The following is a 15566-nucleotide window of genomic DNA, read 5'->3' on the forward strand; positions in this document are numbered from 1 at the left end:
GTTGGGCCTTCTAATAATACCCTTATAATTTTTAATGTACCATCATCTGCTGTAAAACTTTGCCATTTTATAAGCTTTACTTAATCTACGTTTTGAAGATATAAATCGAATTTAAGCAATTTATTCCATTAGTATTTCATATGCTAAGGGAAGTAATTGAGTAACTAATTGAGAATAGGCAAATCCAGAAGGGTGCAAATTGTCTGGTGCTATGAGTTCAGGATTTGTTAAACCTTCAAAAATTAGATTTTGAGCATCAACTAAGTTGTAGCTGTTTTCATTACAGAAATTCTCGATATATGTGTTGTAAATTGTTAATTCATCTGTAATAGTTGATCCTCCAAATACTTGACCAAAACCTGTATTGGCATAATCGGGAATTGATATTATAATTACATTTTCTTTTTCGCCTTTGGCTAGTTCTGTAGCCTTATTTACTAGCTCTGGGAAATCTTCTTCGAACCAAGTGAATGGTCTGTTTTGAAATTGATTGTTGACTCCAATTAATAGTGTTACCAAGTCATGGTCATTTGAGTGGTTATCCTCATTTATTGCACTTATCAAATTTGAAGTATTCCATCCAGTTTCAGCAATTACCTTAAGGTTAAAAGTGTCTTGCACATTAAACTTTGTAACTAAACTATCTTTTAATTGCACTGGGTATCCGCATGTATCACATACGCCTTGGCCTTTTGTGTAGCTATCTCCTAAGGACAGAATTTTAAATGATTTGGGTATAATAGAATCATTATCGTCTGAATTACAGCTAAATGAGCAAATAAATATGATCAGTAGATATACCCTTTTCATACTTGTAAAGATACAACAAACTCAAACCAAACATGCCTCAATAGAGTGAAGGCATTTTCTATTTTTATTGACTGCTTGCTCTCTATTTAAAAGCGTTTAAACCCGTTATATCTAAACCAGTAATAAGTAGATGAATGTCATGCGTTCCTTCATACGTAATTACACTTTCTAAGTTCATCATATGCCTCATTATACTGTATTCTCCTGTTATGCCCATTCCACCAAGTATTTGCCTTGCTTCACGAGCTATTTTAATTGCCATCTCAACATTATTTCGTTTTGCCATTGATATCTGAGCTGATGTTGCTCTGTTTTCATTTTTTAATTGACCTAATCTAAAAGCAAGAAGTTGTGCTTTTGTGATTTCGGTAATCATTTCTGCAAGCTTTTTTTGTTGCAACTGAAATGCTCCAATTGGCTTACCAAATTGAATACGTTCTTTAGAATAACGCAATGCAGTATCATAACAATCCATGGCCGCGCCAATAGCTCCCCAAGCAATTCCAAAACGTGCAGAATCTAAACAACCTAAAGGTGCACCTAAACCAGACTTGTTAGGAAGTAAGTTCTCCTTTGGCACCTTAACATCTTGAAAAATCAACTCTCCTGTAGCAGAAGCTCTTAAAGACCATTTATTATGAGTCTCAGGTGTAGAAAATCCTTCCATGCTACGTTCTACAATAAGTCCATGGATGCGACCCTCTTCATTCTTTGCCCAAACTACAGCCACATCACAGAACGGGGAATTACTAATCCAAAGTTTCGCACCATTTAAAAGATAGTGGTCTCCCATGTCTTTATAGTTAGTAGTCATTCCGCCAGGATTGCTACCATGGTCAGGTTCAGTTAGACCAAACGAGCCCATCCATTCTCCAGAAGCTAATTTCGGTAAATATTTTTGACGTTGTTCTTCAGTACCGTATTTCCAAATAGGGTACATAACTAATGAAGATTGTACTGAGGCTGTACTTCTGACACCAGAATCACCACGCTCAATTTCTTGCATTATGAGCCCATACGATATTTGGTCCAATCCTGCACCTCCATATTCTTCAGGAATATAAGGTCCAAACGCACCAATTTCTGCCAATCCATTTATAATTTGTTTTGGGAATTCCGCTCGTTGTGCGTAATCTTCAATAATAGGTGAGATATCTCGTTTTACCCATTCTCTAGCGGCATCTCGTACTAATTTATGTTCTTCTGTAAAAAGATCATCAAGATTATAATAATCTGGAGCTTCAAATAAATCTGGCTTCATAATTGCAATAAAATTTGTAAGACAAAAGTAACGAAAACGTTTTCATTGCCCAACCTAAAGTCTTACATTTTCAAGTAAAAACTTTTGGTTAATTTTATATAGTCCTTTGTATAATTATGACGCGAATTTTCAATGATTAAATTTGATATTTCTGGTTCGTGAGAATGAAATGAAAAGGACATTAAACTTCTTTTAATTTCTGAATTTTCAGTGCCTTTAACTCTAGTAAGTTTTATCAGCTTCAGATGAGCTTGATTTGCTAAATCTATAAAGTTTTTTTCTTCTTTGTAAGGTATTATTGTTGAGAAAATGCCATCAGGACTTAATAGTTTTGAAATCCCATAAACAAGGTGTTCAAATGGCATAGCGTCATTAAATCTAGCAATATCGCGAGCTTTGTTATTGGACTTATAATTTTCAGAATAAAAAGGAGGATTACATATTATGGAGTTGTATTGCTCATCTACTTCCTCAACAAACTCTAATAGGGATGCGTGGTAGCAAAATAGACGATTGTTCCATGGTGAATTCTCGAAATTTTCTGAGCACTGTTCATAAGCATCACCATCAATTTCTATAGCTTCAATAATTTGTGCGGTACTCCTTTGAGCGAGCATTAATGAAATGATTCCTGTACCCGAACCTATATCTAAAATTGAAAAGGGTTGATGGTCGATAGGAGACCATGAACCAAGTAAAACACCATCCGTGCCAATTTTCATGGCACATTTGTCTTGGTTTACCGAAAATTGTTTGAATTCAAATGGCTTTGACATCTATTTATATTGCCTTTAAAGGTAGAGATCTATTAAACCTTCAGGTGTATTAACATGTATGGTTTTGTTTTTCCTGTCAACTTTAACAATAAATTCGTCGTTCATAGGAATTAGGATTTCAGTCCCATCACTATCAATTTCAAAAAGTGCCTGAGCTGTAGAATCATTTATATTCTTTATAATACCAACTTCACCAAAATTTTTGTCCTTAATACTAAAGCCAATAACCTCATGGAAATAAAATTTGTCATCTTCTAGTTTAGGTAACAAATCTAATGGTAAATAAAGATCTGATTTAAGAAGGGAATCGGCATCAGCTTCGCTGTCAACATCTTCAAATTTTAGTCTAAGCAAATCAGATTTATGTAATTGCGACCGTTCAATGAAAAAAGGAACCATATTTCCGCGTAAATCAACGAATATGGCATCAAGATTACTATATAAATCAGGTTCATCAGTATCTAATTTTGCCAATAGTTCACCCTTGAAACTGTATTTTTTTACAATCTTACCTAAATAGAAACATTCATCCTTTTTCATGATAGTAATAAATAAAAAACTCCGATAGTTTCTATCGGAGTTTAAAAGTATAAAAATTTAATTTTTATTCTTCTTCGTTTGAAGCTGTTGTTTCTTCAGAAGTAGCGACTTCAGCCTCTTCTGCTTCTTCAACTGGTGCCGCAGCAGCAATTCTGGCTTCGTTGACAGCTTTCTCAGCTTCTAAAGCTAATGCTTTAGCCTCTGCGTCTGCTTTAGATAAACCATCTGCTTTAGCTTGAACTTTCGTTGCTTTTTCTTCTAACCATGCATTGAATTTTTTCTCTGCTTGTTCTTCCGTTAAAGCACCTTTTTTTACACCACCAGCCAAGTGATTTTTCAGTAGAGCACCTTTATAAGATAAAATAGCTCTAGCGGTGTCAGTTGGTTGCGCACCATTCTGTAACCATTCTACAGACTTATCTAAATTCAAGTCAATAGTTGCTGGGTTAGTGTTTGGATTGTAAGCACCTAATTTTTCCAGGTATTTACCATCTCTCTTTGCGCGAGCATCTGCCGCTACAATCCAGTAATAAGGTTTTCCTTTTTTACCGTGTCTTTGCAATCTGATTTTTACAGGCATAATTATTAATTAGTGAGGTTCTCGACCTCTGTTATTAATGAGGGCGCAAAGATAATATATTTTTTTAATTTTCAAGGATTTAATGAATATTAGTCAGTTTTAAAAAATATTATACTTTTGACTGGCTTGATTCGTTATTTTTGAATCGATGAAAATTTTGAAATTCAGAATGAAAAAAACACTTCTCTTATCTCTGTTATGTCTATTAGCTTTTGGTTGTGGTGATGAAATACAATTTAATACTCCTGCTTTTCAAGGTGATAGAGAAAATAAACTTTGGAGAGCCAAAGATTTTTATGCTAGTATTGAAACAAATGGTTTTTTAACTATTGTAGGAACTAACAATATCGAGACAGTAGAGTTAAAAGTACCATCTGCAACTGAAGGAACTTACATTGTTGGTGATGTTAACACTATTGAAGCTGTTTACAGAGACGCTTTTAATACTAGGTTTTCTACAAATAATAGGCCAGATGAAAGTGTATCAGTTTATCCTGAACTTGGCGAGATTATAATAGATGAAATAGACTTGGTTAATGCAACTTTTACAGGTACATATAGATTTTTAGCTTTTGATGAATCCGGTTTGAATTCAATTGGATATACAAATGGAATTTTTTACAAAGTACCACTAGAGTTTGGTGCATTCCCAGCAGATCTGATAACTTGTGATGATGTTCAAGCTGATGTTCAAGCTAGAATAGCATATGAAGCGACTTTTACACCAGAATTATATTTTATTAATCCAATCTACATTAGCAAATGAATTTAACAACTATGCTGTTGCATTGAATACGTAACGAAATTATTGTGGTGATGTAGATGGTGCTATTCAGGTAATTATAGATTCTTTAGGAGGTTGTCAAATTTCATGTGAATAAACTATCGCCAATAGACTCGAGGCTGAATCACAATTTAGTGGCGCAACAAGAGGAACTTATGTAGCCCTTTGCGAGCAATATAGATTTTACCTTCTGTAGGAAATAAATACTTATGGGTCTAGAGATAGTAGTACCCAGTTAATCTTTAATGCTCTTAATTGTAATGATAACGATGGAGATGGAAATGTTGACTATTTAGATAATGATGATGATGGCGATGGTATTTTAACTATAAATGAAAATGCTGATCCTAATCAATATGGTAACCCATTGGATGCTGTGGATACAGACGGAGATGGTATTTCAGATTATATAGATAGATACATAAATAAATTATTAAATATTATTCAAAACGCTATCGAAGAGGTGGCGTTTTTTGTTTACAACTGTTTATAACTTCATTTTATTAGAGTACCATAATTTGTTAATTTTAAAGTTCTGATTTTTTAAGTCAAGAGAGCTCTATGTATTTAATTTTTGACACCGAAACTACAGGTTTACCAAAGCGTTGGGATGCACCCATAACAGATACGGATAATTGGCCTAGGGCTATCCAGATTGCGTGGCAGTTGCATGACTCAATGGGGAATTGCATAGAGCACCAGGATTATTTAATTCAACCAAATGGATTTAATATTCCATTTGATGCAGAAAAGATTCATGGTATATCTACGGAGTTAGCTCAAGAACAGGGAGTTTCTTTAATTGAAGTATTGGATAAATTTAATGATGCGTTAAATCGTGCAAAGTTTGTTGTAGGTCAGAATGTGAAATTCGATCTAAATATAATGGGAGCAGAGTTTTTTAGGGAAAATGTAGCTAATCCACTTCAAGAGTTACCAGTTTTAGATACATGTACAGAACACACAGCATTACTTTGTAAAATACCAGGAGGTAGAGGAGGAAAATTTAAGTTACCTACTTTAACTGAATTACACCAGTATTTATTTCATCAACCCTTTGCTGAGGCACATAATGCTACTGCTGATGTAGAAGCTACGACAAGGTGTTTTCTCGAATTAATTCGAAGAAGAGAATACACAAAAGAAGAACTAGATGTTCAGCCAGATTATTTTGAAGCGTTTTCTAAAGTTAATCCAGAGTCAATTCAATTAATTGGTCTGAAACACATTAATTTAAAGCGTGAAAGTGCCAAGATTAATGAAAGATTACAAAGAGAACAATCTGAAACAATTTCAGTAGAAACTAGTCAGAAGACAAAACAATTACTTGCAGATGTTGATTTTGTGCATCTTCATAATCATTCTCAATTTTCAATTCTGCAATCCACGATTAGTGTTAAAGATTTGGTTGAAGCATCTGCAAAAGAGGAAATGCCAGCAGTTGCCTTGACAGATCATGGTAATATGATGGGTGCATTCCATTTTGTAAGTGCTGTCTCAAATCATAATAAAAGTATCAGGCAACAACATAAAACGGCAGAGGAAAACGGTACAGAGAAAAAGGGTAAAACTATAAAGCCTATAGTTGGTTGTGAGTTTTTTGTTTGTGAAGATCATAAAGATAAAACCAGAAAGGATAATGGCTATCAAATAGTTCTTTTAGCTAAAAATAAAAATGGCTATCATAATCTTGCTAAACTATCTTCTGTGGCATTTACAGATGGATTTTATTATGTTCCGAGAATTGATAAAGTCTTAATTGAACAATACAAAGCAGATTTAATCTGCCTTACAGGTAACCTTTATGGTGAGGTGCCAAGTAAAGTGTTGAATGTAGGAGAAAATCAGGCTGAGGAAGCACTCATTTGGTGGAAAGAGACTTTTGGTGATGATTTATACATTGAGTTAATGCGTCACAATCAAGAAGATGAAAATCGTGTTAACCAAATACTCGTGCAATTTTCTAAAAAGCATGATATAAAATTGGTAGCAACCAATAACACCTATTACGTTCAGCAGGAAAATGCTAACGCCCATGATATTTTACTTTGTGTAAAAGATGGTGAAAAACAAAACACGCCAATAGGTAGAGGTAGAGGTTATCGTTATGGATTGCCAAATCAAGAATATTATTTTAAGTCTTCAGAAGAAATGAAGGCACTGTTTAGAGATATTCCGGAGGCAATAATCAATATTCAAGAGATTATAGAAAAAATTGAACCATATCAACTTGCAAGAGATGTGTTGCTTCCTGCATTCGATATTCCAGAGGAGTTTAAAGACTTTTTGGATTTAGAAGATGGAGGTAAAAGAGGTGAAAATGCTTATTTAAAGCACTTAACGTTTGAAGGTGCAAAAAAGCGTTATGGCGAATTAACCCTAGATATAAAAGAGCGTATTGACTTTGAACTTAGTGTTATTGAAAATACTGGATATCCTGGGTATTTCTTAATAGTTGAAGATTTTATTCGAGAAGCACGTAATATGGATGTATCCGTTGGCCCAGGTCGAGGATCTGCTGCCGGATCTGTTGTTGCGTATTGCCTCTGGATTACAAATATTGACCCAATAAAGTACGACTTACTTTTTGAGAGATTCCTAAATCCAGATCGTGTCAGCATGCCAGATATTGATATAGATTTTGACGATGAAGGACGAGGACGGGTGATGCAATATGTAATCGATAAATATGGTGCTAATCAAGTAGCTCAAATCATTACTTATGGAACAATGGCTGCTAAGTCTTCTATAAGGGATACAGCTCGAGTTTTAGATTTACCACTAAATGAGGCCGACCATATTGCCAAGTTAATACCTAACATGTCAAAGTTGGGCAAGATATTTGGTAAAAGCGAAAAAGAGTTAGCGCAAAAATTTAGGCAAGAGGAACTTTTAAAGGTTAATCAACTTCTTAATATTTCAGAGGGTGAAGATTTACAAGCCGAAACAGTAAATCAGGCTAGAGTTTTAGAAGGTTCTGTTAGAAATACTGGTATCCATGCCTGTGGAGTTATTATAACTCCTGGCGATATTACTAATTATGTGCCTGTTGCAACGGCTAAAGACTCTGACCTATATGTAACCCAGTATGATAACTCTGTAGTAGAAAGTGCAGGGCTTCTAAAAATGGATTTCTTAGGCTTAAAAACCTTGACATTAATAAAGGATACCGTAAAAATTGTCAAAGCAAAGCATGGCATTACTCTCGATCCTGAAAATTTCCCATTAGATGATGAAAAGACATATGAACTTTTCCAAAAAGGTGAAACTGTAGGGATATTCCAATACGAATCACCTGGAATGCAGAAGCACATGAAACATCTTAAACCAACTGTTTTTGATGATTTAATTGCTATGAATGCATTGTATCGTCCTGGACCAATGGAGTATATTCCTAGTTTTATTAATCGGAAACATGGTAAGGAGGAAATCATTTATGATTTACCTGAAATGGAGGAATATCTTAAGGAAACATATGGTATTACTGTCTATCAAGAGCAAGTGATGTTATTATCTCAAAAACTAGCCGATTTTACTAAAGGTGAAGCTGATGTTTTGCGTAAAGCAATGGGTAAGAAACAAAAGGCGGTTTTAGATAAAATGAAGCCAAAGTTTATAGATCAGGCGGCAGCCAAAGGTATGGACAAGGAAAAGCTCGAAAAAATATGGAAAGATTGGGAGGCATTTGCTAGTTATGCTTTTAATAAATCACATTCGACTTGTTATGCTTGGATTGCCTATCAAACAGCATATTTAAAAGCACATTATCCTGCAGAATATATGGCAGCTGTACTCTCAAACAATATGAATGACATTAAGTCTGTGACATTCTTTATGGAGGAATGTAAGCGCATGCGGTTACCAGTTTTGGGACCAAGCGTTAATGAAAGCTATTATAAGTTTTCGGTAAATCAGGATAATGCTGTTCGCTTTGGAATGGGTGCTATTAAGGGTGTAGGTCATGGTGCTGTTAAAACTATTGTGGAGAATAGAAAAAAAGACGGCAATTTTAGATCTATTTTCGATTTAGCGAAGCGCATTGATCTAAGGTCTGCAAATAAGAAATCATTTGAAGGATTAGCAAATGCTGGTGGATTTGATTGCTTCGAAGGTACCCATCGTGCTCAGTATTTTGCACATGATGGAGATGGTATTACCTTTTTAGAGAAAGCCATAAGGTTTGGAGCCAAGTACCAAGAAAATGAGAACTCCGCTCAGGTAAGTTTGTTTGGAGATTCGAGTGATGTACAGATAGCGGAGCCACAAGTTCCACCAAGTGAGGATTGGGGAACAATGGAAAAGTTATCCCGTGAGAAAGAGGTAGTGGGTATTTATATTTCTGGTCATCCCTTAGATGATTTTAAAATTGAAATGCAAACATTTTGTAATGGTGATATCTCTGCTTTTAATGATTTAGATTCGATTTTAAACCGAGAAATTACTTTTGGAGGTGTGGTTACAGATGTGCAGCATAGGGTGAGTAAACAAGGTAAAGGCTGGGCATTGTTCACAATAGAAGATTATGCAGATAGTTATGAATTCAGGATTTTTGGTGAGGACTATTTAAAATTTAGACACTTTTTTGTTATCAATTCATTTGTCTACGTACGTTCATTTGTAAAAGAGGGATGGACAAACAGAAAAACAGGAAAGAAATATGATCCACAAATACAATTTAATAATTTTCAATTGTTACATGATGTTATGGATACATATGCGAAGAAGTTATCAATTCAACTAAGTATAGATGACTTAGGTGAGGGTAAAATTTCAGATTTGAAAGAGATGTTTAATATGCACGACGGAAAGCATGCTTTGAACTTCGTAATTTACGATAACACCGAAAAATTAAAATTGATTATGCCAAGCAGAAAGCAAAAGGTGAAAATTTCACAAGAACTCCTGAATGAATTAGAAGAATGTGATGTAAAATATAAGTTGAATTAGCATAAAACCAAACAATGGCTGCATTGTCAAAACAAATACAGCCCATGTAAGGTTTGGTATTTTTTTTGACTAATATTGCATAAGAAACGGATGTAAAAAACATTAAAATAAATATTATGGCATTAGAAATAACAGATGCAACGTTTGAAGAAACAGTATTAAAAAGTGATAAGCCAGTAATGGTAGATTTTTGGGCAGCTTGGTGTGGGCCTTGTCGCATGGTTGGACCTATAATCGATGAGATAAGTAAAGAATATGAAGGTAAGGCTGTTGTTGGAAAAGTAGATGTAGATTCAAATCAGGAATTTGCTGCTAAATATGGTGTTAGAAACATCCCAACAGTATTGGTTTTTCAAAACGGAGAAGTTGTAGGGCGTCAGGTAGGTGTAGCACCCAAAAATGCTTATGCGGATGCTATAGACGCATTATTATAAGCTATACTCTAAAAGAAATTAAAAAAGGTTTGTCTTTACGGCAAACCTTTTTTAGTTTCGGTACGATATGGATTTAAGATCAGAATTAAATAAAGTCGGTGGATTTAAAAACCTAGAGTTGCTTGCAAAACAAGTTGTCGAAGGCTTTATTGCTGGGATGCATAAAAGTCCGTTTCATGGTTTTTCTGCTGAATTTGCTGAACATAAAATTTATAATCATGGAGAAAGTACTAAACACATTGATTGGAAATTATATGCAAAAACAGACCGATTATATACTAAGCGTTATGATGAGGAAACAAATCTTAGATGCCATCTCATCGTAGATAATAGCAGCTCAATGCATTATCCAGAATGGACAGGGGTGACAATTGATAATCTTAATAAAATTGCATTTTCAGCACTTGCCAGTGCATCATTGATGAATATACTTAAAAAACAACGTGACGCTGTTGGATTAAGTATATTTAGTGATAAATATGACTTTTATTCACCAGAAAAGGGAAGTGAAAGACATCATCAAATGTTGCTGACAAAGTTAAGTGAAGCTGTAGTTGTAAAGCCTAAGACTCAAACTACGGAGACGTACAAATATTTACATCAAATTGCAGATAAAATTCATAGGAGATCTTTGATATTTGTTTTTACAGACATGTTTCAAACATCAGAAGATGATGAAAAGTTATTCGAGGCACTAAGGCATTTAAAACATAATAAGCATGAAGTAGTTCTTTTTCATGTTTTTGATAAGGAAAAGGAACTTACTTTCAATTTTCACAATGGACCAAAGCGTTTCATAGATATAGAAACAGGAGAGTTTATTAATCTCTATCCAGATAATGTTAAAGTTAATTATGAGAAGGCAGTATCAGACTACTTTGATAACCTAAAATTAAAATGTGGTCAATACAGAATAAAATATGTTGAGGCTGATATAAATTCAGGGTTTAATAATATCCTTACGACCTACATGATAGAGCGACAAAAATTTGTTTAGATAAATACCTAATTTTTCTCTTTTTTGTTTGTGAAATTAAAAATGCAATGTATATTTGCCCTCGCAATTACGCAACGGTCTGGTAGTTCAGCTGGTTAGAATATCTGCCTGTCACGCAGGGGGTCGCGGGTTCGAGTCCCGTCCAGACCGCAAAAAGCTTCTCCAAAGAAGTTTTTTCAATATTAAGATGTTGTGTTGTGCTCAGATTAATTCTGAGACGTTGTAGAAATCCAATAAAATTGGATATTTACCAATGAAAGGCTTTCCTTTTTTCTAATAGAAAATCGGGATGCTTTTTTGTTTTAGAGTCTTTCTCTGGTAAAATTCAATGATTTTTAAGGTGATTTATTAATGAAATTAACGCTCTTAAACGATTAAATAATTCACTTTATCGTCTAAATATTTGGAAATTTAAGAATAACATGTATCTTTGAAGCTCTTGGAAGCCCTATTTTCACTTTCCAAGGAACAATCCATTAAACTTATTACATAAAACTTCCCTCGTTTTATTTAGTACAATTTAGGCATAGCCTACAATAGTTAATTATCCATACCCTTCCCTCATTGCTGCGATAATCGTTGCAATTATTAGTGTTGACTATTTAATGAATCCTAAATTGATGTTTATGAAAACTCTAAAAATTACTTTGACTGTAGTAGCTATTGCTTTGCTAACCGTTTCAGGTGTACAATCTGAAGACGTGGTTGTAGAAAATAGTGATAAGAATCAACCTGCAAAGATTGATTTATTAGCAGGCGGTAAAAAGCTGAAAACTCAACTACCTACTCAAGGGTAGATTTAATTACTATATTTAATAGCCTATAGTTCATTGAATTATGGGCTTTTTGTGCTTTTGTAGATTACCAACATTTATAATTTTCTATACCTAAAAAAATTTTAACTTTGAGAGTGAATAAATTAATTACTTTTGAGGTATATAATACTCCTATTATTTTTCATACTTGCGATTCCGAATTATTCGCTGGCTCAAGAAAATAAGACACTTTTAGATTCTATATATATATTGCGAGATTTATCTCAGGATAATACCTTGACTAAGGATCTTCGTATTGAATATGGAACGAGAGCTGTTGATTTATCTCAACGCACTAGATCTGATACTACCAAGCTTATTAGTGAACGAAAACTTGCGTTTGTCTATTTACTAACCGGTGAATATGATCTTTACGAAACCAGTTCCTTGATAAATTTAGAAACGGCAAGAGAACTTAAGGATTCCTTGGGTATTGCCCATATTAATGCTGGCCTGGGTTACCTCAACAATGAAATAAAATTAGACAAAGCAGAATCTTATAAATATTACCTAGAAGCTTTAAAGTATTTTGATGCTTTGAATCTGCTTAATGATAAGGCTAATACTCTTTACAATATTGCTTCCATTCAAGATGACGAAAAGGATTATTTAGGCAGTGAACAGAATGCTATAAAGGCATTACGTATTTTAAATAATCTAGATTTGGATAATATAGATTCTAGGAAGTATAATATTCTAAATTTATTAGGCTTGGTCTCATTAAAACTTCAAAACTTTGATGAAGCAATAGCATTCCATAATCAGGCAATCGAATTAACCAAAAATTTAGATGATGGTAGACAGAGTGCCATTGAATCTTTAAATAATATTGCCTTTACCTATCGTGTAAAAGGAGATTATGTTAAGGCTTTGAAATTATTTAAAGAAATCATTGAAAACCCTCAATTGAATGAGGATATGTCTTTCAAGGCATTAGTGTTGAGTAATTTTGCATACACCAAGTTTTTAGGTGGTAAATATGACTATAATGAAGTAGAAAATGATTTAAAGAAGGCTTTAAATATTAGTGAACGGCTTGGCGATGATTATACAAAATTAGTAGCTTCTCAAGATCTGGCAAGATTTTATGAAGTCAATAAAATTGCCGATTCATCATTAAAGTACGCAAGACAATCGTATAAATTAGCTAAGGCAATACCAATAAACGACTTTTATTTGGAGTCCATGCTTATTCTTGCACGTCTAACTAAAGGTCAAGAAAGCAATTCCTATTTAGAACAACACATTAGATTAAGTGATAGTTTAATGGGCATTGAGCGAGCAACACAAAACAAATTTGCAAGAATTGAGTATAAGACAGATGAGCTGGAAGCAGAGAACGAACAAATCTCTAAAGAGAATCTTTATCTATTGCTATTGTCCATTGGGCTACTTTTAACAGCCATAATAATCTATTTGGTTATATCCCAACGAGCCAAAAATAGAAAGCTAAAATTGATACAGGTTCAGTCAAAAGCAAATGAGGACATTTATAATCTTATGCGAGAACAGCAAGATAAGGTTGATCAGGCAAGGGTATTAGAGAAAAAACGTATTTCAGAAGAATTACATGATGGTGTTTTAGGGCGATTGTTTGGAACAAGGTTAAGTTTGGATAGCATAAACTTTAAGGATGGTAAAGAAGCAATGAATTCTAGAGCAGAATATATTACTCAACTTAAAACCATTGAAGAAGACATCAGAAAAATTTCACACGAGTTAAATACAGATTTTGTTTCAGGATCTGGTTTTACAAACCTTGTTTCTGAGTTAATCTCTAATCAAACCAATGCCTATGGTTTAAAATATGAATTTGAACATGATGATGAATTAGACTGGAAATCGGTCAATAATAGAGTTAAAATAAACATATATAGGATTATACAAGAATCTATGCAAAATGTTTACAAACATGCCAATGCGAAGAAAATTAAAATTAGTATTTCACTCCAAAAAGATGTAATTTGCTTAGCTATCATTGACGATGGAGATGGATTTGATACTTCAAAAAATCGCAAAGGAATAGGGTTGAAAAACATGACTTCTAGAGTTGAGAATATTGGAGGAGAAATTGATTTCTCGTCTAAAGTTGGAAATGGTACAGTTGTTAATGTTAAGATTCCCTATTTAAATCAATCAACATGAAACATATAAACATTTTAATGGTAGATGATCATCCTATTATTATAGAAGGTTATCAAAATGTTTTAATGACTACTAAGGAGGAAGATCAAACTCTTTTAATTGATACGGCAAACAATTGTGATACTGCTCAACTGATGATTAATAGAGCATCAAAAGGCACACCATATGATGTTTGCTTTTTTGATATTAGTTTACCTGCCTCCGAAGATGGTAAATATGCCTCTGGAGAAGATTTAGCGTTGTTAGCACAAAGAGTTATACCAGAAGCAAAAATAATCATCCTTACTATGTTTAATGAATCTTTTAGAATTCATAATATTATTAAAGAAATTAATCCTGACGGATTTTTAATAAAAAGTGATTTAACCTCTATGGAACTTGCTGATGCCTTTCAGCAAATATTAAGATTCCCGCCTTATTATAGTAGTACGGTAAGTAATTATATTAAAAAGACTATTTCTAGTGAAATATATGTAGATGATATCAATAGAAAGATATTGCATCTGTTGTCACAAGGAGTAAAAACTAAAAGCCTTAGTGAATATATCCCACTTTCAACAAGTGCAATAGAAAAACGCAAAAAACAGCTTAAACTTTTGTTTTCTGCTAGTGATGGCAAAGACGAAACTTTGCTCCAAGAAGCGCGAGAAAAAGGTTATTTATAGTGTAAATAGTTAAAAAACAGCTGATTTCTCAATCTAGTTTAACAGCCGTAAGTACTATAGATGCTGAAAACTACGGATTTACCACATCAAGTTTGTGGATTTACCACAACAAAAAGATAATCATCTAACATATATTTACACCAGTCAACAAGATTAATTAATCCCTCTTAAGTCATTGTTGAGTTAATAGCAAGAAAATAAACCTGATAGTATTCGCTGTCAGGTTTTTTATTTGTATCTCTGTTTACTTAGAACCACGCACCCTTATGATTAGATAGTTTGATGATAAAAAAACCAAGAAATATTAACGCTACAATAAATTTTAAAAATGAAGAAGCGATAAATCCAATAAAGGAACCAAACGCTGCTTTAAGCGCCTTTTCTATATCATTCCTATGAATCATTTCACCAATAAGGGCGCCAATAAATGGTCCGATGATTATACCAAAAGGAATTGGCGAAAGTAAACCAACGATTAAACCTAGCGTTGTTCCAATCATTCCAGACCTACTTCCCCCAAATCGTTTTGTACCAATTGCAGGTATCATATAATCTAGGATATAAATAAATACGGCTATAGCAAGGGTTGTTATTAAAAAGGTATGACTCAATTCTATGCCATCGGTAAAATGTAAAACCAACAATCCAACCCAACTAGTTAACGGACCAGGTAATATTGGCAAAAAACTACCGATAATACCAAGTAGCATAAGCATTAGTGCTATAAAGACTAAAAATAATTCCATTAATATAATTTCAATTTAATGGTATGACGCATTGGCTTTAGTAATGTTACATTATATCATTTTTTT

13 protein-coding genes and 1 tRNA gene are annotated in these 15566 nt (G+C 33.6%); 8 read left to right on the top strand and 6 right to left on the bottom strand.

Going from position 1 to position 15566, the window contains the following annotated elements:
- Positions 1-120: 120 nt before the first annotated feature.
- The 5 genes from DUZ96_RS11815 to DUZ96_RS11835 all read right to left on the bottom strand — a co-directional run bounded on the left by DUZ96_RS11815 (position 121) and on the right by DUZ96_RS11835 (position 3967).
- Positions 121-810 carry a GDSL-type esterase/lipase family protein gene (locus tag DUZ96_RS11815; RefSeq protein WP_114302143.1) on the bottom strand — a complete coding sequence of 230 codons (690 nt, stop codon included), beginning with the start codon at positions 808-810 and terminating at the stop codon, positions 121-123.
- Positions 811-892: 82 nt separating this feature from the next.
- Positions 893-2071, bottom strand: coding sequence for an acyl-CoA dehydrogenase family protein (locus tag DUZ96_RS11820; protein WP_114302144.1), 1179 nt, complete (start codon positions 2069-2071; stop codon positions 893-895).
- 62 nt (positions 2072-2133) lie between these two features.
- A complete protein-coding gene (locus DUZ96_RS11825; RefSeq protein ID WP_114302145.1) occupies positions 2134-2847 on the bottom strand; it encodes a tRNA1(Val) (adenine(37)-N6)-methyltransferase in 714 nt (237 codons plus the stop codon).
- A 15-nt stretch (positions 2848-2862) separates the two neighbouring features.
- A complete protein-coding gene (gene rimM, locus DUZ96_RS11830) occupies positions 2863-3387 on the bottom strand; it encodes a ribosome maturation factor RimM (protein WP_114302146.1) in 525 nt (174 codons plus the stop codon).
- 64 nt (positions 3388-3451) lie between these two features.
- Entirely contained in the window at positions 3452-3967 is a 516-nt protein-coding gene (locus DUZ96_RS11835; RefSeq protein WP_114302147.1) for a 30S ribosomal protein S16, read from the bottom strand.
- Between the two features lie 169 nt (positions 3968-4136).
- Here DUZ96_RS11835 and DUZ96_RS11840 point away from each other — a divergent pair, with 169 nt between their 5' ends.
- The 8 genes from DUZ96_RS11840 to DUZ96_RS11880 all read left to right on the top strand — a co-directional run bounded on the left by DUZ96_RS11840 (position 4137) and on the right by DUZ96_RS11880 (position 14754).
- Positions 4137-4733 (top strand): DUF6252 family protein, encoded by a 597-nt coding sequence (locus DUZ96_RS11840; protein ID WP_147267083.1) that lies wholly within the window; start codon positions 4137-4139, stop codon positions 4731-4733.
- Positions 4734-5312: 579 nt separating this feature from the next.
- A complete protein-coding gene (gene dnaE, locus DUZ96_RS11850; protein ID WP_114302149.1) occupies positions 5313-9698 on the top strand; it encodes a DNA polymerase III subunit alpha in 4386 nt (1461 codons plus the stop codon).
- Positions 9699-9814: 116 nt separating this feature from the next.
- The gene (gene trxA / locus DUZ96_RS11855) at positions 9815-10132 is read left to right on the top strand and encodes a thioredoxin (RefSeq protein WP_114302150.1); all 318 of its coding nucleotides are present in this window, start codon (positions 9815-9817) and stop codon (positions 10130-10132) included.
- Positions 10133-10199: 67 nt separating this feature from the next.
- Complete coding sequence (locus DUZ96_RS11860; protein WP_114302151.1) at positions 10200-11129, top strand: DUF58 domain-containing protein; 930 nt, start codon at positions 10200-10202, stop codon at positions 11127-11129.
- Positions 11130-11205: 76 nt separating this feature from the next.
- Positions 11206-11279, top strand: a tRNA-Asp gene (locus tag DUZ96_RS11865).
- 476 nt (positions 11280-11755) lie between these two features.
- Positions 11756-11926, top strand: a complete 171-nt coding sequence (locus tag DUZ96_RS12955; protein ID WP_181855277.1) for a hypothetical protein — start codon at positions 11756-11758, stop codon at positions 11924-11926.
- Between the two features lie 132 nt (positions 11927-12058).
- Positions 12059-14089 carry a tetratricopeptide repeat protein gene (locus tag DUZ96_RS11875; RefSeq protein WP_114302153.1) on the top strand — a complete coding sequence of 677 codons (2031 nt, stop codon included), beginning with the start codon at positions 12059-12061 and terminating at the stop codon, positions 14087-14089.
- Positions 14086-14754, top strand: coding sequence for a response regulator (locus tag DUZ96_RS11880; RefSeq protein ID WP_114302154.1), 669 nt, complete (start codon positions 14086-14088; stop codon positions 14752-14754). The genes DUZ96_RS11875 and DUZ96_RS11880 overlap by 4 nt, the downstream gene beginning before the upstream one ends.
- 248 nt (positions 14755-15002) lie before the next feature.
- Here DUZ96_RS11880 and DUZ96_RS11885 read toward each other — a convergent pair whose 3' ends face one another.
- On the bottom strand, positions 15003-15500 hold the full coding sequence (locus DUZ96_RS11885) for a DUF456 domain-containing protein (protein ID WP_114302155.1): 498 nt from the start codon (positions 15498-15500) through the stop codon (positions 15003-15005).
- Positions 15501-15566: the final 66 nt, after the last annotated feature.

Source organism: Winogradskyella sp. KYW1333 (assembly GCF_003335675.1).
Classification (GTDB): domain Bacteria; phylum Bacteroidota; class Bacteroidia; order Flavobacteriales; family Flavobacteriaceae; genus Winogradskyella.

Bases quoted from the DNA above. Each gene is read 5' to 3' on its own strand.
- DUZ96_RS11815 (WP_114302143.1), bottom strand. From the start codon at position 810: ATGAAAAGGGTATATCTACTGATCATATTTATTTGCTCATTTAGCTGT.
- DUZ96_RS11820 (WP_114302144.1), bottom strand. From the start codon at position 2,071: ATGAAGCCAGATTTATTTGAAGCTCCAGATTATTATAATCTTGATGAT.
- DUZ96_RS11825 (WP_114302145.1), bottom strand. From the start codon at position 2,847: ATGTCAAAGCCATTTGAATTCAAACAATTTTCGGTAAACCAAGACAAA.
- rimM (WP_114302146.1), bottom strand. From the start codon at position 3,387: ATGAAAAAGGATGAATGTTTCTATTTAGGTAAGATTGTAAAAAAATAC.
- DUZ96_RS11835 (WP_114302147.1), bottom strand. From the start codon at position 3,967: ATGCCTGTAAAAATCAGATTGCAAAGACACGGTAAAAAAGGAAAACCT.
- DUZ96_RS11840 (WP_147267083.1), top strand. From the start codon at position 4,137: ATGAAAAAAACACTTCTCTTATCTCTGTTATGTCTATTAGCTTTTGGT.
- dnaE (WP_114302149.1), top strand. From the start codon at position 5,313: ATGTATTTAATTTTTGACACCGAAACTACAGGTTTACCAAAGCGTTGG.
- trxA (WP_114302150.1), top strand. From the start codon at position 9,815: ATGGCATTAGAAATAACAGATGCAACGTTTGAAGAAACAGTATTAAAA.
- DUZ96_RS11860 (WP_114302151.1), top strand. From the start codon at position 10,200: ATGGATTTAAGATCAGAATTAAATAAAGTCGGTGGATTTAAAAACCTA.
- DUZ96_RS12955 (WP_181855277.1), top strand. From the start codon at position 11,756: ATGAAAACTCTAAAAATTACTTTGACTGTAGTAGCTATTGCTTTGCTA.
- DUZ96_RS11880 (WP_114302154.1), top strand. From the start codon at position 14,086: ATGAAACATATAAACATTTTAATGGTAGATGATCATCCTATTATTATA.
- DUZ96_RS11885 (WP_114302155.1), bottom strand. From the start codon at position 15,500: ATGGAATTATTTTTAGTCTTTATAGCACTAATGCTTATGCTACTTGGT.